The organism is Nocardiopsis sp. iso_40, from assembly GCF_056173285.1.
In genome coordinates this window covers 117,736-134,541 of the sequence record NZ_CM149666.1, presented here as the reverse complement: position 1 = coordinate 134,541, position 16,806 = coordinate 117,736, and the positions used below count along the sequence as shown (strand labels likewise).

17 protein-coding genes are annotated in these 16,806 nt (G+C 71.5%); 6 read left to right on the top strand and 11 right to left on the bottom strand.

From position 1 onward, the window contains the following. Positions 1–169: 169 nt before the first annotated feature. From AC0VYD_RS00625 to AC0VYD_RS00610, 4 genes are all read right to left on the bottom strand, one after another. Positions 170–541, bottom strand: coding sequence for an Rv3654c family TadE-like protein (locus AC0VYD_RS00625; protein WP_475478074.1), 372 nt, complete (start codon positions 539–541; stop codon positions 170–172). Then, the gene (locus tag AC0VYD_RS00620) at positions 538–894 is read right to left on the bottom strand and encodes a TadE family type IV pilus minor pilin (protein WP_475478073.1); all 357 of its coding nucleotides are present in this window, start codon (positions 892–894) and stop codon (positions 538–540) included. Before AC0VYD_RS00620 ends, AC0VYD_RS00625 begins: the two co-directional genes overlap by 4 nt. Further along, positions 872–1,060 (bottom strand): DUF4244 domain-containing protein, encoded by a 189-nt coding sequence (locus AC0VYD_RS00615; RefSeq protein ID WP_475478072.1) that lies wholly within the window; start codon positions 1,058–1,060, stop codon positions 872–874. Before AC0VYD_RS00615 ends, AC0VYD_RS00620 begins: the two co-directional genes overlap by 23 nt. Before the next feature lie 171 nt (positions 1,061–1,231). Beyond that, entirely contained in the window at positions 1,232–3,583 is a 2,352-nt protein-coding gene (locus AC0VYD_RS00610) for a DEAD/DEAH box helicase (protein ID WP_475478071.1), read from the bottom strand. A 232-nt stretch (positions 3,584–3,815) separates the two neighbouring features. Between AC0VYD_RS00610 and AC0VYD_RS00605 the strand changes: the two genes are divergently transcribed. Further along, complete coding sequence (locus AC0VYD_RS00605; RefSeq protein ID WP_026119772.1) at positions 3,816–4,163, top strand: STAS domain-containing protein; 348 nt, start codon at positions 3,816–3,818, stop codon at positions 4,161–4,163. A gap of 13 nt (positions 4,164–4,176) precedes the next feature. Beyond that, positions 4,177–4,731: an ATP-binding protein gene (locus tag AC0VYD_RS00600; protein ID WP_452547794.1), complete on the top strand. Its 555-nt coding sequence runs from the start codon at positions 4,177–4,179 to the stop codon at positions 4,729–4,731. 111 nt (positions 4,732–4,842) lie between these two features. Here the strand turns inward: AC0VYD_RS00600 and AC0VYD_RS00595 are convergent, their stop codons facing one another. The 3 genes from AC0VYD_RS00595 to nth all read right to left on the bottom strand — a co-directional run bounded on the left by AC0VYD_RS00595 (position 4,843) and on the right by nth (position 7,691). Beyond that, on the bottom strand, positions 4,843–6,021 hold the full coding sequence (locus AC0VYD_RS00595; protein WP_475478070.1) for a MarP family serine protease: 1,179 nt from the start codon (positions 6,019–6,021) through the stop codon (positions 4,843–4,845). A gap of 23 nt (positions 6,022–6,044) precedes the next feature. Continuing rightward, complete coding sequence (locus AC0VYD_RS00590) at positions 6,045–6,698, bottom strand: NUDIX hydrolase (protein WP_475478069.1); 654 nt, start codon at positions 6,696–6,698, stop codon at positions 6,045–6,047. Positions 6,699–6,947: 249 nt separating this feature from the next. Beyond that, positions 6,948–7,691: an endonuclease III gene (gene nth / locus AC0VYD_RS00585; RefSeq protein WP_475480142.1), complete on the bottom strand. Its 744-nt coding sequence runs from the start codon at positions 7,689–7,691 to the stop codon at positions 6,948–6,950. A gap of 278 nt (positions 7,692–7,969) precedes the next feature. Here nth and AC0VYD_RS00580 point away from each other — a divergent pair, with 278 nt between their 5' ends. Further along, on the top strand, positions 7,970–8,653 hold the full coding sequence (locus AC0VYD_RS00580) for a Crp/Fnr family transcriptional regulator (protein WP_014908639.1): 684 nt from the start codon (positions 7,970–7,972) through the stop codon (positions 8,651–8,653). Between the two features lie 130 nt (positions 8,654–8,783). Here the strand turns inward: AC0VYD_RS00580 and AC0VYD_RS00575 are convergent, their stop codons facing one another. From AC0VYD_RS00575 to AC0VYD_RS00560, 4 genes are all read right to left on the bottom strand, one after another. After that, positions 8,784–9,590, bottom strand: coding sequence for an MBL fold metallo-hydrolase (locus tag AC0VYD_RS00575; protein ID WP_475478068.1), 807 nt, complete (start codon positions 9,588–9,590; stop codon positions 8,784–8,786). Between the two features lie 108 nt (positions 9,591–9,698). Beyond that, positions 9,699–10,538 (bottom strand): NUDIX hydrolase, encoded by an 840-nt coding sequence (locus AC0VYD_RS00570; RefSeq protein WP_475478067.1) that lies wholly within the window; start codon positions 10,536–10,538, stop codon positions 9,699–9,701. Positions 10,539–10,595: 57 nt separating this feature from the next. After that, positions 10,596–11,057 carry a RidA family protein gene (locus AC0VYD_RS00565; RefSeq protein ID WP_475478066.1) on the bottom strand — a complete coding sequence of 154 codons (462 nt, stop codon included), beginning with the start codon at positions 11,055–11,057 and terminating at the stop codon, positions 10,596–10,598. Next, positions 11,058–11,231 (bottom strand): DUF4177 domain-containing protein, encoded by a 174-nt coding sequence (locus AC0VYD_RS00560; RefSeq protein WP_017590156.1) that lies wholly within the window; start codon positions 11,229–11,231, stop codon positions 11,058–11,060. A gap of 149 nt (positions 11,232–11,380) precedes the next feature. On the opposite strand from AC0VYD_RS00560, the gene bagA reads away from it, so the two are divergent. From bagA to AC0VYD_RS00545, 3 genes are all read left to right on the top strand, one after another. Continuing rightward, positions 11,381–12,448 (top strand): ATPase BagA, encoded by a 1,068-nt coding sequence (bagA, locus tag AC0VYD_RS00555; RefSeq protein ID WP_475478065.1) that lies wholly within the window; start codon positions 11,381–11,383, stop codon positions 12,446–12,448. After that, on the top strand, positions 12,445–13,656 hold the full coding sequence (gene bagB / locus AC0VYD_RS00550) for an ATPase BagB (protein ID WP_475478064.1): 1,212 nt from the start codon (positions 12,445–12,447) through the stop codon (positions 13,654–13,656). Before bagA ends, bagB begins: the two co-directional genes overlap by 4 nt. Positions 13,657–14,266: 610 nt before the next feature. Then, positions 14,267–16,660 (top strand): penicillin-binding protein, encoded by a 2,394-nt coding sequence (locus AC0VYD_RS00545; RefSeq protein ID WP_475478063.1) that lies wholly within the window; start codon positions 14,267–14,269, stop codon positions 16,658–16,660. Positions 16,661–16,806: the final 146 nt, after the last annotated feature.

Sequence of the window (16,806 nt, the reverse complement as noted above, 5' to 3'; positions counted from 1 at the left end):
ACCACACCCCCAGGACCGGACCGTGAGGGAACCGGCCTCCCGGAACCGGACCGCGCACAGGATGCGCATGACCGCCCCGGGGCTGAGTACGCCGGGGGCCGGTGCGCCCAAGACCGTTCGGGGCGCGCGACCGGGTATGGGCGACTCATGCTCAGTTTTGGGGAACGGTTCACGGCCCCTGCCCGGTGATGTCCCCGGGGATGCCGTGGGCGGGTCCGGCCCGGGAGCGGGCCCGGACGGTACTCGGCAGCACCCCCGAGGGGAGCGAGACCGTCACCGAGACGGTGTGGCCGCTCAGGCCGCAGCTTCCCAGCGCGGCCCCGTTGGCTTCGGCGGTACTGCGGGCCACCGCGCAGGCGGCCCGGGCCCCCTGGTGGGCCCGGGCCGCGGCCGCGAGGGCGGCGAGGTCGGCGGCGGTCCCCGCCCGGTCCCGCTCGAGGCGGGCCGCGGACGTGAGGAGCACCGCGTAGGTGACGAACCACAGGAGCAGGCACAGGGAGACCCACCAGACGGTGGCCGACCCCGTGTCCCCACGCCTCACCGCCCCGGTTCCAGTGGGACCGCCGCGCTGCCGTCAGCGGTCAGCGGCGGGGCGCGGAGCGGGCCGATCCGCAGTTCGACCCGGACGGTGACCCGCGCCATGCCGTCGGACTCGGACAGCCGGACCCGGGCGCCGCCCGGCGCGGCGGCCAGGGCGAGGGAACGGACGTGCTCGGGCGGTTCCCCCCGGGCCAGGGCTCGGGCCCCGACCCGTGCGGCGTCGGCGCAGGAGAGCTGTGCTGCCGCCGCGCCCACCGCGCCGAGGGCGACGGCCAGCACGAGCAGCAGCGAGGGGAGTACCATCGCGGCCTCCATCGTCACCGAGCCGCGGTCAGCTGCCGGAGCGGAGCGCATCGACGATGATCGAGGTGAGGGCGTCGGTGACGGTGTCCCCCGTGACGACGAGGTAGAGGACCCCCGCGAGGGCGACCGCGGCGACGGTGCCCACGGCGTACTCGGCGGTACTCATGCCGCGGTCGTCGGCGTGGGCGGGTGGGTTCGGGCACGGGAAAGAGAACATGGGACCTCCCGGACGTCCGGGCGGAGGTGGTTCCGCCCCGGTCCCTCCAGGTTGGGCCGTCACCGGCCGGGAGGGAAGTGGCCGTCCCCAACCTGTGGACAACTCGGCGCCGAGGCGCCGCGCCCGGCGGGCACCGGGTCCCGCCCGACGTCCCGGCACTCCCCTGCGTCCCTACGCTCCGGCCTCCCCCGCGTCCCCCATCCCCGAGGGGAACTGACCGACGGCGCCCCCGTCACCGCTGCCGCCCAGCACCTCGTCGAGCAGGCGCAGGGCGCCGGACTTGCTCAGCGGTTCGTTTCCGGTTCCGCACTTGGGTGACTGGATACAGGAGGGGCATCCCTGCTCGCACTCGCAGTCGGCGATCGCGGCCCGGGTCGCGGCGAGCCACTCACGGGCGGCCGTGTAGCCGCGCTCGGCGAAGCCTGCGCCCCCCTCGTAGCCGTCGTAGACGAACACCGTCAGCTTCCCGGTGTCCCCGTGCACGGCGGTGGAGACCCCTCCGATGTCCCAGCGGTCACAGGTGGCCAGCAGCGGGAGCAGGCCGATCGCCGCGTGCTCGGCGGCGTGGGCCGCACCGAGCAGCGCCACGTCCTCCTTGCGCAGCCGGTCCTCGCCCTCCTGCGGCAGGGTCCACCAGACCGCCCGGGTCCGGAGGGTGCGCTCAGGCATCTCCAGGGGCTGTTCCCCCAGGACGGAGCCGGTGCGCACGTCCCGTCTGAGGAACCCCACCACCTGTCGGGCCACCTCGACCTCGCCGAAGCAGACGGCGGCCCCGCTCGGCCAGGTCTCCTCCCGCAGTACCGACCGGACGGAGATGTCCGTGGTGTCCCTGGCCCAGGTGCTGTAGGGCGGTTCGGCCGCGCGCACCAGGGCCACCCCCTCCTCCAGGTCCAGTCCTTCGACCAGATAGGTCGCTCCCCGATGGAGGTAGACCGCACCCGTGTGGACGGTGCCGTGCGCCGCCGCCTCGTCGATCTCGCCGAGGAGCTGGCCGCTGGCGACATCCACGATCTGGACCGGCGGACCACCCGCTCCCCGAATATCGGCCAGGTCGCTTGCCCTTTCATTGCTCGTCCAGAACCAGCCCCTCGGGCGCTTCCGGAGCAGTCCCCGAGCGACGAGTCCGGTGAGCTGCTCCTCGGTCGTCTCACCGAAGAGAGCGAAGTCCGCACGCGTGATCGGTAGCTCCTGGGCGGCCGCACACAGGTGCGGGCCGAGGATATGCGGGTTTTCCGGGTCAAGGACGGTGGCCTCCACCGAACGTCCGAAAATAGCCTCCGGGTGGTGGGCCAGGTAGGTGTTGAGGGGGTCGTCCCGGGCGATGAACACCGCCAGGGCGTCCTCGCCCCGCCGCCCCGCCCGGCCCGCCTGCTGCCACAGGGACGCCAGCGTTCCCGGCCATCCCGCGATGAGCACGGCGTCCAGACCGCTGATGTCCACCCCGAGCTCCAGGGCGTTGGTGCTGGCCAGGCCCAGGAGTTCACCCGAGCGGAGCGCCTCCTCCAGCTCCCGGCGCTCGGCCGCCAGGTACCCGCCCCGGTAGGCGGCCACCCGCCCGGCCAGATCGTGCTCCCCGCTCTCCTCCAGCATCCGCCGGGCGTTCATCGCGACCACCTCGGCGCCCTGCCTGGAGCGCACGAACACCAGGGTGCGCACCCCGTCCCGGACCAGGTCGGCCAGCATCTCGGCGGCCTGTGAGGGCGCGGTCCTGCGCACCGGGGCGCCGTGTTCGCCGGTCATCTCGGTCAGCTCCGGCTCGACCAGGGCGACGGACATCCCCGGCCGGGGCGAGCCGTCCTCGCTCACGGCGGTGACCGGGACCCCGGTCAGCCGGGTGGCGCTCCGCTCGGGGGACCCGGAGGTCGCCGAGGCCAGCACGAACACCGGCTCCGACCGGTAGCGGGCGCACACCCTGCGCAGACGCCGCAGGATCTGGGCCACGTGCGAACCGAAGACCCCCCGGTACCGGTGCGACTCGTCGATCACCACGTAGCGGAGCCGGCGCAGGAACCCCGACCAGCCCGCGTGCCCGGGGAGGATCCCGTGGTGCAGCATGTCCGGGTTGGTCAGGACGTAGTTCCCGTGTCCGCGCACCCAGGAACGCTCCTCCGGGGAGGTGTCGCCGTCGTAGACAGCCGCTCGCATGCCCGAAAGTCCCAGGTCCGTAATCCACCGGAGCTGGTCCTGGGCAAGCGCCTTGGTCGGTGAGAGGTAGAGCACCGTTCCGCCGGAGTCAACCGCGTCCACCGCGGGCATAAGGAAGGCAAGCGACTTCCCCGAGGCGGTGCCCGTGGCTATGATCACATCACGGCCCGAGCGTGCGAGGTCGGCGGCGGCTGCCTGGTGGGACCACGGACCCGTGATCCCCCGTTCGGCCAGTCGTTCGACCAGATGGGGGGCTGTCCACCCCGGCCAGTCCCCACTCACTCCCGCGTTCCGGGCCACATGCTCGATATGGGTGACCTGCGGGTACCGGGTGTCGTCACGCCACACACCGGGGAGCGCGGGCTCCGACCGCCTCATCGAGACCCCTCCTCACTGGAAACGTTCACGAGCCGCTGGCCCTCCGTCCGAGGTCGGGGCGCCGGTGGACATCGGTTTCAGTCTGACATCCGGGGGAAGAGTGGCGCGGGGCCCCCGTTTTCCCGTGAACGGCGGGAAGACACCCACGCCACCCGTGGTTGAATGCGTGCTGGTGGGGTAACGCCCGGCAGAGATACTTCGCGATTTTTCGCGGTTCGGCGCTGGAGGACTAGTGGATTTGAAGCTTGATCATTACACCGAGGGCGACACCGAGATCGTCGTCGTTGAGGGTGAGATCGATGTCTATACCGCGCCCCGGCTCCGCGAGCTGCTGATCGACCTGGTCAACAAGGGCAACTTCCACCTCGTGGTCAACATGGAGAAGGTGGAGTTCCTGGACTCGACGGGCCTCGGTGTGCTTGTGGGCGGGTTGAAGCGGGTCCGTGCTCACGACGGGACCCTGGACCTGGTCTGCACCCAGGAGCGGATTCTGAAGATCTTCCGGATCACCGGGCTGACCAAGGTGTTCGGTATCCACAGCTCGGTGCAGGAAGCCATCGACAAGCGTTCCTCGAAGTAACCCAGAGCGAGCGATGGCAACCATCACGCTCACGATCAGCGCGCTCCCCGCCCACGTGCGCACGGCCCGGCTCATGGCCGCGACCGTCGCACGTCGGGCGGGCATCGCCGCCTCCGCGATCGACGAGATCAGGCTGGCGGTCGGAGAGGCCTGTTCCCGGGCGGTGGCGGCACACAAGCTGCACTGCCCCACACAGCCGATCCTGCTCCAGCTGATCGACGGCAGCGGACCTGATCCGGTGTCGGACCCCCGCACCGACACCACGAGCCGAACGCTGAGCGCCAACGGGAGCGCCACACGACGTTTCGAGGTCGTCGTCTCCGACCGCGCCCCGGCCAAGGACGCCGAGGAGACGGCCAACCCCGTGGAGCCACTGCTCGACGGCCTCTTCCTGGACGGTGAGGACACTCCTCCCGGCGGCATCTCCGGGTTCTCCCCCGGCCTCGGCCTGGCGGTGATCACCGGCCTCGCGGACGAGGTGAGTATCGAGCCCAACGACACGGGCACGGTCGTCAGGATGAGCTGGCCGCTTCAGGCGGACCAGACCCAGAACCCGAGCTCGAACTAGTTCGGACCGGACAGCACGCCACGAGGGGCGCCTCCAAGTAGGGGGCGCCCCTCGTGGTCGTGAGCCCCGGGTCCTCCGGTCCGCGGGAGGTGCCTCCCTCGGACCGGAGGCTCAGTCGCAGGTCTGGGAGGAGACCTCGCCGGTGGCCGTCATTCCCGCCTCCGCGTTCTCGGAGATCTCGTCCGCGGTGAGCACGTAACCGGTCTCCTCCTCGTTGGTGGCCGCCGCGAACACGACGCCGTACACGGTGCCGTCGGGGGCGAGCAGCGGACCGCCGGAGTTGCCGGGGCGCACCACGGCGCGGACCTGGTAGATCTCCCGGCTCACCTGCTGTGAGTGGTAGAAGTCCGACCCCTGGGCGGTCTGCCTGGCCCGGACCCGGGCGGGGACTGCCGTGAAACCGCTGTTGCGCGGGAACCCCGCCACGACGGCGTCGTCGCCCTGCGCGGCCTCGCCGTTGAACTCCAGCGGGTCCAGTTCCAGCCCCGGCACGTGCAGCACGGCCAGGTCCTGTTGGGCGTCGAACAGCACCAGGACGGCCTCCCGCTGGTGCCCGTCCCGGGTGACCACGCGAAGGTCCTCGGTGACCCCGGCGACCACGTGCGCGTTGGTCATGATGCGCTCGTCCCCGTACGCGAAACCGGTTCCCTCCACCCGCCGCTGGCAGGAGGGCGCGGTGCCCAGCACCTTGACCACGCTGCGGCTGGAGTCGATGAGCTCCGGCGTGGTGAGGACGTCCGGGTCCGGCGGTTCGACCTCTGCGAGCTCCCCGGTGCCCAGGCCGCTGAACACCTGCGGGAACGCGCTCTGGTCCACGATCTGGCGGAAGGTCGAGAACCCCTGGTGGGCGGCGCCCGGCATCAGCGCGTCCACCGAGTGGAGGATGCGCGACCCCTTGACCTGCTCGGACACGTACGGCAGGGCCGAGTTGGCGACCGTGCTACCGATGAACCAGGCGACCAGGAGCACCGAGAGCCCGCTGACCACGGCCCCGCCCAGGGCGTCCAGGACCCGGGCCGAGTCCCAGGTGACCTTGTTGCGCACCAGGGTGCCCAGGTAGGAGGCGATGAACTGGCACAGGGCGGCGGAGAGGAACACCACGGCGATGGCCAGCAGCGCCTGCCGCCCGGGGTCCTCCACCCAGTCCTGGATCAGGTCCGGCGCGGTGAGCGCCGCGAGGACCCCTCCTCCGATGAACCCGGCGAAGCTGAACACTCCGACGATGAAACCCTGCCGGTAACCGGTCACCGCGAACAGCAGCAACAGGACGACCAGAACCGCGTCGAGCACGGATGCCCTCCAAGAAGTGAGCGTTACCCGACCGGCCGGAGGCCCTGCGGGGTGGCTTCGAACACGTCAGTGAGACTGCTGTCATGCCACGGGAGTTCCCACCCGCCGAGGGTGAGCAGGCTGTCGATGATCGCACCCGTGAAGCCCCACACCAGCATGTTCTCCACCCTGAAGCCCGGGCCCCACACCGGCCCCGCCCCGTAGCGCACCTTGACCCGGTTGGCGGGCTCGGCGAGGTCGGCGACGGTCACCCTGGCGACGGCGGCGACCTCGCCGATGTCGGCGGCGCGGACCTCGGAGGGCTCGCGCCACCAGCCGAGGACGGGGACGACCCGGAAGTCGCTGAAGCTCAGGTAGAGCTCGGGCAGCCGACGGACCACGTCGACCCCCGCGGGCACGACCCCGGTCTCCTCCTCCGCCTCGCGCAGCGCGGCGGCCTCGGGCGAGGGGTCGGTGGGCTCGATCCGGCCGCCCGGGAAGGCGGGCTGTCCGGCGTGCCGGCGCAGACCGGCGTTGCGTTGGATGAGCAGCAGGTCGGGGCCCCGGTCCGTCTCGCCGAAGAGGATGAGGACGGCCGACTCGCGCCCGCCCCGTTCGGGCGGACGCATGGGTTCGGGCACCGGCATCGCCTGGGCGTCGTCCGCGAGCGCGGACAGCCAGAGCGGGGTCGAGTTCATACGCGGAACCTGTTCCGGGGGTTGTCGCGCCGACGTGTGGACATGTGCGGGGGTGCGGGCGCCTGGGACGGGGGTTCGGTCACCTGCCACTTCCCCGAGGGGTCGTCTGATGGTCGGACCTCGCGCCCCGCGGGTCCGCGGGGTCCGGGAGGACCGGGGCACCGAACCGGGCTGCTCCGGTGGCCCGTTGCGGGGCCGACGTGTGCGCTCTCACGTGATTCAGGGTACAAACCGCCGCCGGCCCCGGGGTCACGCGAACGAGCGCATGCGCAGCAGCTTCTCCGCGGCCCGGGGCTCCGTCGGGCCCTCTCCGAAGGACGGGCACCAGCGGGCCAGCACGCAGGCCCCGCAGGCGGGCCTGCGGGCGTGGCACACGCGGCGCCCGTGCCACACCACGCGGTGGGAGAGCATCGTCCAGTCCTTGCGCGGGAAGAGTTCGCCGACCGCGTGTTCGACCTTGACCGGGTCCTGTTCGTCGGTCCAGCCGAACCGCCGGACGAGCCGCCCGAAGTGGGTGTCGACCGTGATCCCCGGCACATCGAAGGCGTTACCGAGCAGTACGTTTGCGGTTTTTCGCCCCACACCGGGTAGTTTGACCAGGTCGTTGAGGTTCCCGGGGACCTCGCCGCCGTGCCGTTCGCACAGGGCCTGACCAAGACCGATCAGGCTGTTGGCCTTGGCTCGGAAGAACCCCGTCGAACGAATCATCTCCTCCAGTTCCTCACGCCCGGCCGAGGCGTAGGCCTCGGCGTCGGGGTAGCGCGCGAAGAGCGCCGGGGTGACCTGGTTGACCCGCTTGTCCGTGCACTGCGCGGACAGGATCGTCGCGACCAGGAGCTCCAGCGGGGTGGTGAAGTTCAGTTCGGCGTGGGCGTCCGGGTACAGCTCGGAGAGCTCCCGGTACATCTTCCGGGCGCGGCGGACCAGCGCGAGCCGGCTCTCACCGGTGGGCGTGGTGTACTCCGTGGGCACGTCTGGGGTGTCGCGAGGCATCGTCACAGGGTAGGCGCACGGTTGCGGGGGCACGGCAGGGTCGCCGGAATTCGGCGGCGTACCGACGTTTCGACTGGTGACCGAGATTATGTAACCAATGTCCGGTCACCCGGCGCGGACAAGCCCTGACACAAGCCGATTACGACTAGGATCGCATGGGCTGACGTCGGCTGTTGTGGGCACGTTGTCTCCCGGCGGACAAGCCGAGGTAACGACCTGGTTTCACACTTGGTTGCGATATACGTCACACTGTTGACGGTCAGGTTTTAGGAGGACGTGTGGACGAGATCAACGAGGTGCTCCGGAAGGCCCCTCTGTTCGAGGCGCTGGACGAGGAGGACACGGCCGCGCTCCGCTCCTCGGTGAACGAGGTGCGTCTCGGCCGCGGCCAGACCCTGTTCAACGAGGGCGACGAGGGCGACCGCCTGTACGTCATCCTCAGCGGGAAGGTGAAGCTGACCCGCACGGCCGTCGACGGGCGGGAGAACCTGCTGGGGGTACTCGGCCCCAGCGAGATGTTCGGTGAACTGTCGCTGTTCGACCCGCGCCCGCGCACCGCGAGCGCCGTGGCCGTCACCGACTCCGTTCTCGCCGGGCTGGGCCACGACGACCTTCGGCCGTTCCTGTCCAGCCGCCCGCAGGTGGGTCTGCAGCTGCTGAAGTCGCTGGCCGCCCGCCTGCGCCGGACCAACGACGTGATGGCCGACCTGGTCTTCACCGACGTGCCCGGCCGCGTGGCCAAGGCCCTGCTCGAACTCGCCGACAAGTTCGGCAAGGAGGGCGACGACGGCCTGCACGTCCACCACGACCTCACCCAGGAGGAGCTCGCCCAGCTGGTGGGCGCGTCCCGGGAGACGGTCAACAAGGCCCTCGCCGAGTTCGCCCTGCGCGGCTGGCTGCGGATCGAGGCCAAGGCCGTGGTGCTGCTGGACGTCGAGCGCATGCGCCGCCGCGCCCGCTAGGGCCGTTCCGGACGCTGTGCGGCCGTCACCCTCCGGGGTGACGGCCGCAGCGCTTCCAGTGCCCTCTCAGGGCCCGCAGGACCCCCGGTACCCCAAAGGGGGCACGCCCCGCGGCCACGGCGCCCCGGGGTCAGCTCTCGACCCCCTCGGGGAGCTCCTCCTTGACCGCCAGGTAACGCAGCTGCGCCCGGACCGAGGAGGCCGCCGCGGGGCGGATGCTCTCCACCACGTCCGGGTAGACCCGGTCGACGACCTCCTCGACCCTGGTCGCACCGGCCCGCACCGCCTCGCGCACCTGTGCCAGGCGCGCCTCGCGGTGGTCGATGTAGGAGTTCAGCGTCGCCAGCGGCGAGGTCAGGACCGGGCCGTGCCCGGGCAGCAGGGTGCGCACCCGGTGCTCCACGACCAGGTCCCGGAGCCGGTACAGCGAGTCCATGTAGGGGGCGAGCCCGTCGTCCCCGTCGATCACCGGGGTCCCGTGGCCGAGAACGGTGTCACCGGTCAGGATCGCGCTGTCGGACTCCGCGAACAGGCAGACGGAGTCGTCCGTGTGCCCGGGGGTCGCGACGACCCGCAACTCCAACCCGTCCGCGGTGAGCAGCTGGCCGTCCGACAGGCCGGAGCCGCCCACCCGCATCCCCGGGTCGACCGCGTGCACGGGCGCCCCGGTCAGCTCGGCGAAGTACCGCGAACCCTCGGTGTGGTCGAAGTGCCGGTGCGTCACCACCGTCATCAGGACCTGGGCGCCCTGCTCCTGCACGGTCCGCGCCACCCGTTCCAGGTGCCGCTCGTCGTGCGGCCCGGGGTCGACCACCACGACCCCGCGCGCACCCGGTTCCCGCAGGATCCAGGTGTTGGTTCCCTCCAACGTCATCGGGCCTGGGTTGGGGCACAGTACGCAGCTGGCGCGCAGTGTCCCGGAACCGTCGATCCTCATCGCACCTCGCTTCGCTCGCCGGAACCGGACTGGTCTGGAGGACGGCCAGGAGGACATGCAGGGAAACCTATCCGCGACAGAGCGCTCCACACCGCCGGGAGCGGTCGCTCACGGAGTCGAGTCGGGCCCGGGTAGGGGGAATTCGTCCCCGTCCGGGGCAACGACACGGATCTGGCCGTCGATTTCCCGAACGTCCGGTTCGATGGGAACGATATCCCGCCGGGCCTCCCGCACACCCGCGAGGGTCCGCCGGTCCGCCAGCTCGGCACAGGCGATCACGGTCGGCGGCAGCATCGGCATCCGACCCGCCTCCCATTCGGAGGCGACCGCCGACGGGTCCGTCCACCGGGTGTGGTCCGACTCCCCGCCGACGTCGCGCGCCTGCTGGCCCGGGGGAAGCTCGGCGGTGAAGAACCAGGTGTCGAAGCGGCGCGGCTGGTTCCTCGGGGTGATCCATCTCGACCACGCGCGCAGCCACTCCGAGCGCAACACGAGGCCGCGCCGGGACAGCACCTCGGTGAAGGAACGGGAGCGGTCGATGAGGCCGAGGCGGTCCCGCTCCCAGTCGTCCGTGGCGGTGTCCAGGGTGATGGCCTCCTCACCCGCCCGCTCCGGTTCGCTGGCCAGCAGGACACCGGTCTCCTCGAAGGTCTCCCGTACGGCGGCGCACACCAGGGCCCGGGCCATCGGCACGTCGGTACCCAGGGTCGCGGCCCACTCCCGCGGTCCCGGACCGGTCCACGGGAGGTCGCCGTCGGCGTCGCGCCGGTCCACCCCGCCGCCGGGAAAGACATAGGCGCCCGGGGCGAAGCCCATGGAGGCGACCCTGCGCATCAGCAGGACCTCCATGGCGCACTCCGCACGGGCGCCCTCCGCTCCCGGCGCCGGACGCAGCAGCATCACGGTGGCGGCGGGACGGGGCCGGGCCACATCGTCGTTCTCGGTCATCGACATACTCCTGTCGTTCGCGAAAGCCGCGCTGTGGCCCGGGTTCCCCGGGCCCGGTCAGCGGACCTCGACGATCATGTCAACCTCGACCGGAGCGTCCAACGGCAGGGCCGCGACGCCGACGGCGGCACGGGCGTGCACCCCGGCCTCGCCGAAGACCTGGCCGAGCAGCTCACTGGCCCCGTTGACCACGCCGGGGTGCCCGGTGAAGTCGGGGGTGCTGGCGACGAAACCGCCGACCTTGACGATCCGCACCACGTCCGACAGCTCACCGATCTCGGCACGCACCGCCGCGACGGCGTTCAGCGCGCACACGGCAGCCAGCTCCTTCGCGGTTTCGGCGTCGACCTCGGCACCGACCTTGCCGGTCGCCGGGAGACTGCCCTCGACGAACGGGAGCTGCCCGGAGACGTACACGTGGTCACCGCTGCGAACAGCGGGCTGGTACACCGCGACCGGCGGAACCACCTCGGGCAGGGTCAGACCCAGCTCCGCGATCCGCTCCTCGGGGGTCGGCATCTACTTGGCCCGCTTCATGTAGGCGACGTACTGCTGGTTGCGCGGGTCGGTGCCCTCGGGCAGCGGCGCCGGCACGACGGACACCAGCTCCCAGCCGTCCTCACCCCAGTTGTCCAGGATCTGCTTGGTCGCGTGCGACAGCAGAGCAACGCTCTGGTACTCCCATTTGGACATCGTCCACCCCTCTCAGTCACCGGCGGTCCCGGGGGGACCGCACCTCAACGCCGCTCACCTTACTCACCCGCACCCACCCTGCCGGTCAACGCGAGCCGGCGGGGTCCTCGCCCGCGCTCCCCGCAGGGCGCGCGCATAGACTCCGTGGGGTGAGCGATCCTGAACGGGGGCCGCGCGGCAGCGGCCCGGAGGCGGCGTTCGCCGGTGCCCGACTGCACATCGTGACGGGCAAGGGCGGTACGGGGAAGACCACTGCGGCCGCGGCCCTGGCACTCTCCCTGGCCTCCCGGGGCGGGCGCGTGCTCCTGGTCGAGGTGGAGGGCCGTCAGGGGGTGGCCTCCCTGCTCGGGAGCGCCGCACTGCCCTACGAGGAGCGCGAGATGCTCCGCGCCGCGAACGGCGGCTCCGTCCACGTGCTGGCGGCGGACGCGGAGTCGGCCCTGCTGGAGTACCTGGAGATGTTCTACGGGATACGGCGGGCCGGACAGGCGCTGACCAGGCTGGGAGCCGTGGACTTCGCCACCAGCGTCGCGCCCGGGCTCCGGGACGTACTGCTGACCGGTAAGGCCACCGAGGCGGTCCGGCGGCGCGCGAGCGGTCGGCGGCACTCCCCGGACGGTTCCGGGGGCACCTCCTTCCACTACGACAGCGTGGTCATGGACGCCCCGCCCACCGGTCGGATCGGACGGTTCCTGAACGTCAACTCCGAGGTGGCCGGTCTGGCCCGGGTGGGACCGGTACGCAAACACGCGGACCGCGTGATGGAGGTCATCCGCTCCGAGCGGACCCGGGTGCACTTCGTGACGCTGCTGGAGGAGATGCCCGCGCAGGAGACCCGGGACGGGATCGACGAGATCAGCGGTCTGGGCCTCAACCTGGGCGCGATCCTGGTGAACATGGTCGCCCCGCCCCTCCTCGACGGCACGGACCTGGCCGCCGCCGCGGCCGGAGAGCTGGACACCGCCGAACTCGTCCGCGGGCTGAAGGCCGCCCGGCTGGAGACAGAGTCGGCGGAGGCACCCGAGGCGCTGGCCGCGGACCTCGCGGGTCAGGTGCGCGCGCACGCGCTGCGCCACCTGCTCCAGGAGAGGGTCCGCGGTGAGCTCAAGGAGCTGGGGCCCCCTCTCCTGGAACTGCCCCTGCTGGAGGGCGGGGCGGACCGTGCCGCGCTGGCGGGCCTGGCCCGGCGGCTGAGCGAACAGGGGGTGGGACGGTGACCGGCACCGGTCCGGGGGCGGTCCCCCGATCCGTCGTGTCCGAGACGGGCCGGTTGGACGCGGACGCCCTCGTCGACGACCCCGGGACACGGATCATCGTCTGCTGCGGCGCCGGCGGGGTCGGCAAGACCACCACCGCCGCGGCGCTGGGCGTGCGCGCGGCCGAACGCGGACGGCGGGCCGTCGTGATCACCGTGGACCCGGCCCGGCGGCTGGCCCAGTCGATGGGGCTGGAGGAGCTGGACAACACCCCGCGCCCGGTACCGCTCTCCGAGGCGAGCGGAGGGGCGGGAGGATCCGGTGGGGCCGGAGGCAGCCTGCACGCCATGATGCTCGACATGAAGCGGACCTTCGACGAGGTCGTCAGGGAACACGCCGACCCCGAGCGGGCCAGCCAGATCCTGGCCAACCCCTTCTACCAGACCCTCTCCACGAGCTTCTCCGGCACACAGGAGTACATGGCGATGGAGAGGCTGGGGCAGCTGCGCCAGTCCGGCGAGTGGGACCTGATCGTGGTGGACACCCCGCCCAGCCGGTCCGCGTTGGACTTCCTCGACGCGCCCAAACGGCTCGGCCGCTTCCTGGACGGCAAGCTCATCCGATTCCTGAGCGCACCCGCGGGCACCGGGGCCTTCCGGCTGCTGGGGGCGGGTTTCAACGTGGTGGGCTCGGTGGTGGGCAAGATCGTCGGCGCCCAGTTCCTGAACGACCTGCGTGCCTTCGTCTCCGCCTTCGACACGGTGTTCGGCGGGTTCCAGGAGCGCGCGGAACGCACGTACCGGCTGCTCCAGGCCCCGGGGACGGCGTTCGTGGTGGTGGCGGTCCCGGACACGGACTCGATGCGCGAGGCCTCCTACTTCGCGGACCGGCTCGCGAGGGACTCAATGCCGCTGGCCGGGCTGGTGATCAACCGGACCCATCCCCTGCCGACCGGGCCGGGGGCGCATCTGGGCGCCGCGGAGGCGCTGGCCGCCGCGGACTCCCTGGCAGCGGGCGAGCACCCGTTGGCGGGGGCGGCGCTGCGGTTGCACGCGGAGCGGGTCCGCGCCCGCGAACGCGAGGCCGGGCTGCGGGCCCGGTTGCTGTCCGCGCATCGGAGCCTGCGCGTCGTCGAGGTCGCGGCCCGCCCGGAGGACGTGCACGACCTGGCGGGACTGCGCGGGATCGGTTCCGCCCTCGCCGGGGAGGACGCACCCGGGGGTTCCTGAGGTGCGCAGGGCCGGCGCGGAGGACTGAGGGGCACCGGTACCGGGAATCCAGGAGACGGGGGCAGAGCACCGGTCTCGGGAATCCGCGATCGGAAACCGTGGATTCGGACGAACCGGACAGCGGGGCCGATCCGGCGGAACAGCGCCTCCGGTGCCCGTCATCCGCTCCGTGTGCGGCCGCGCTCCCCTCGTGTGCTCGCTCCCACGGTTCCAGGTGGTTGTCCCGCTCTGGTTGAGTGGAGGTGGAAACGGTGGCCCCCGCTACCGCGCGGGGTGCGACGCACACGTGGCGTCACGGCACTCCCCTCGTCTCGAGAATACGGTTCGGATCACCGCACCGACAGAACCCGACGGGCCTGTTCTCCGTCTCATCGGACACGGCCCGGAAGGGCTGCCGCGTGACCGACCGCTCCCCGCCCCGACCGGGGCGGGGGTACAGGTCGGCCGAACCGCACCGGGGCCGGTCTGCGATAACCGTGAAAAGATGGTCCGGGGGCACGGCCCGTGCGTCGCCATGGGCGATTCGGCGTGAATACGCACCGTCTGTTACCGATCGCACCGCTTATGAGCGTTCGTGGTCACTTAGTCTGATGGGGTGGGTCAGGGGACATTGCTTCAAAGAATCAGCCAACTGGTGGTCGTCGGCGTGGTCGCCGGCCTCCTCGTCGCCGCGCTGGCCCTCCCGGCCGTGGGCGGCATGGGGATCACAGCGCGCAACGTCGCCAGCGGCTTCCTGGACATGCCCAGCCAACTCGAGACACCGCCGCCCCCGCAGCGGTCCACCATCTACGACAGCGAAGGCGGCGTGATCGCCGAGATCTTCGACCAGAACCGTGAGCTCGTCGACATCGAAGACGTCTCCCCGGTGATGCTCGACGCGATCATGGCGATCGAGGACGCCAGCTTCTACGAGCACGGCGGCCTGGACGTGTCCGGCACGCTGCGCGCCGCCCTCCGGACCCTGGGCGGCAACACCGAGGGCGCCTCCTCGATCACCCAGCAGTACGTCAAGAACGTGCAGATCGAGGCCGCCACCTCCCAGGAGGAACTGGAAGAGGCCCGCGAGGAGACGATCGCCCGCAAGATCCGGGAACTGCGATACGCGGTCGCCCTGGAACAGCGGATGACCAAGGACGAGATCCTCGAGGGCTACCTCAACATCGCCTACTTCAGTGACGGCGCCTACGGCGTCGAGTCCGCCGCGCAGCACTTCTTCCAGGTGCCCGCGAGCGACCTGGAGCTGCACCAGGCCGCGACGATCGCCGGACTCGTGCGCTACCCGTACCTGTACAACCCCCGGTTCTTCCCCGAGCAGACCATCGAACGGCGCAACGTCGTCCTGGACCGCATGGTCAGCACCGGCGCCATCACCGAGGAGGAGGCCGAGGAGGCCAAGACCGAGGACATGGACCTGGACCTGGACACCCCGCCCAACGGGTGCGTCCCCAGCGACCAGCCCTTCTTCTGCGACTACGTGGTGCAGGAGATCGAGCAGGACGAACGCTTCGGCCCCAACGAGACCGAGCGGGCGCGCTGGCTGCGCACCGCGGGCCTGGAGATCCACACCACCCTGGACCCGCAGACGCAGGACGCCGGGCAGGACGCCGTGGACAAGTGGGTCCCCCGCAAGAACGAGTCGCGCAAGGTCGCCGCGCAGGTGGTCATCGAGCCCGGCACCGGCCACATCCTCGGCATGATGCAGAGCCGCAACTACGGGCCCGACGAGAGCAAGCTCGGCGAGACCTCGATCAACTTCACCACCGACGCGGACCGCGGCGGCAGCACCGGTTTCCAGGCCGGTTCGACCTTCAAGGCGTTCACCCTCGCCGCCGCGCTGGAGCAGGGGCTCCCCTTCAGCACCTCGTTCAACTCACCGAGCTCCACCACGGTGAGCGGGCAGGTGTCCTGCAACGGCGGTCGGCTGCAGACCTGGTCGCCGAGCAACGCCGGTGACAGCAACGCGGGCAACCTCAACATGGTGTCCGGGACCAAGGCCTCCTCCAACACCTACTTCGCCCAGCTCCAGGCACGCGCCGGACTGTGCAACACGATGGAGATGGCGGAGAAGCTCGGCCTGAAGCGGGCCGACGGCACCCTGTTCACGGAGAACCCGAACTCCCTCGCCAACAGCAGCTTCACCCTCGGCAGCGAGGAGGTCTCCCCGATCCGGGTGGCCAACGCCTACGCGACCTTCTCCGCCGGCGGCACGTACTGCGAGCCCCAGGCCATCACCAGGATCGAGGACCGCCAGGCGGACACCACGATCGAGCTGGAACCGCAGTGCGAGCGCGTGATCGACGAGGACGTCGCCGACGGCACCAGCTACCTGCTGTCGCAGACCTTCCACGGCGGTACCGCCTCCAACCTGGGCATCGGCCGCCCGGCGGCCGGCAAGACCGGCACCACCGACGGTTCGGCGGCGGCCTGGTTCGCCGGGTTCACCCCGCAGATGGCCAGCAGCGTGTTCGTGGGCGACCCGCGCGGCCCGCAGCAGTACCCGCTGCGCAACGTCACCATCGGCGACCGCCCCTACTCGGTCGTGTACGGGGCGACGATCCCGGGACCGATCTGGCAGGAGACCATGCGCGGCGCCCACGAGGGCCTGGAGGTCGAACAGCTGGCGTCCCCGCCCGGCAAGTTCGGCTCCACCTCCGTGCCCGACCCCCGGGGCGGTGACGACGAGGACGAGGAGGCCAGCCCGGCCAGCCACGACGGCGGTGTGCCGAACGTGGTCGGGATGACCGAGGCGGCCGCCGTGTCTGCCCTGGAGGACGCCGGTTACTCGGTGAACGTCTCGGGCACGACCGTCCGGTCCTCCGAACCCGAGGGCTCGGTGGCCGCGGTCAACCCCGACCCGGGCAGCCGGCTCCCCGAGGGCGCCACGGTCAACGTGTTCCTGAGCAGCGGTGGCGGCCAGGCCAGCACCGAGGACGCTCCGGGCAACGAGGGCTGGTACCCGGTGACGCCCGCCTCGGGAGCGCCCGGCCGCGACGGCAGGGACTGACACCCGCGGGGTTCCGCAACTGACGGAGCAGGCGAAGGGGGCGGTGGTGACCTGGTCACCGCCGCCCCCTTCCGCGTCGCCTGCCGCCGCGATCGGCGCCCCCGGGCGGTCCCGGGCGTGCGGGGACAGCACCACGGACAGGACCG

Excerpts from the sequence above, each read along its gene's own strand:
- AC0VYD_RS00620 (WP_475478073.1), bottom strand. The coding sequence starts at position 894 with ATGCGCTCCGCTCCGGCAGCTGACCGCGGCTCGGTGACGATGGAGGCC.
- AC0VYD_RS00615 (WP_475478072.1), bottom strand. The coding sequence starts at position 1,060 with ATGTTCTCTTTCCCGTGCCCGAACCCACCCGCCCACGCCGACGACCGC.
- AC0VYD_RS00610 (WP_475478071.1), bottom strand. The coding sequence starts at position 3,583 with ATGAGGCGGTCGGAGCCCGCGCTCCCCGGTGTGTGGCGTGACGACACC.
- AC0VYD_RS00600 (WP_452547794.1), top strand. The coding sequence starts at position 4,177 with ATGGCAACCATCACGCTCACGATCAGCGCGCTCCCCGCCCACGTGCGC.
- AC0VYD_RS00590 (WP_475478069.1), bottom strand. The coding sequence starts at position 6,698 with ATGAACTCGACCCCGCTCTGGCTGTCCGCGCTCGCGGACGACGCCCAG.
- nth (WP_475480142.1), bottom strand. The coding sequence starts at position 7,691 with ATGCCTCGCGACACCCCAGACGTGCCCACGGAGTACACCACGCCCACC.
- AC0VYD_RS00575 (WP_475478068.1), bottom strand. The coding sequence starts at position 9,590 with ATGAGGATCGACGGTTCCGGGACACTGCGCGCCAGCTGCGTACTGTGC.
- AC0VYD_RS00570 (WP_475478067.1), bottom strand. The coding sequence starts at position 10,538 with ATGACCGAGAACGACGATGTGGCCCGGCCCCGTCCCGCCGCCACCGTG.
- AC0VYD_RS00565 (WP_475478066.1), bottom strand. The coding sequence starts at position 11,057 with ATGCCGACCCCCGAGGAGCGGATCGCGGAGCTGGGTCTGACCCTGCCC.
- AC0VYD_RS00560 (WP_017590156.1), bottom strand. The coding sequence starts at position 11,231 with ATGTCCAAATGGGAGTACCAGAGCGTTGCTCTGCTGTCGCACGCGACC.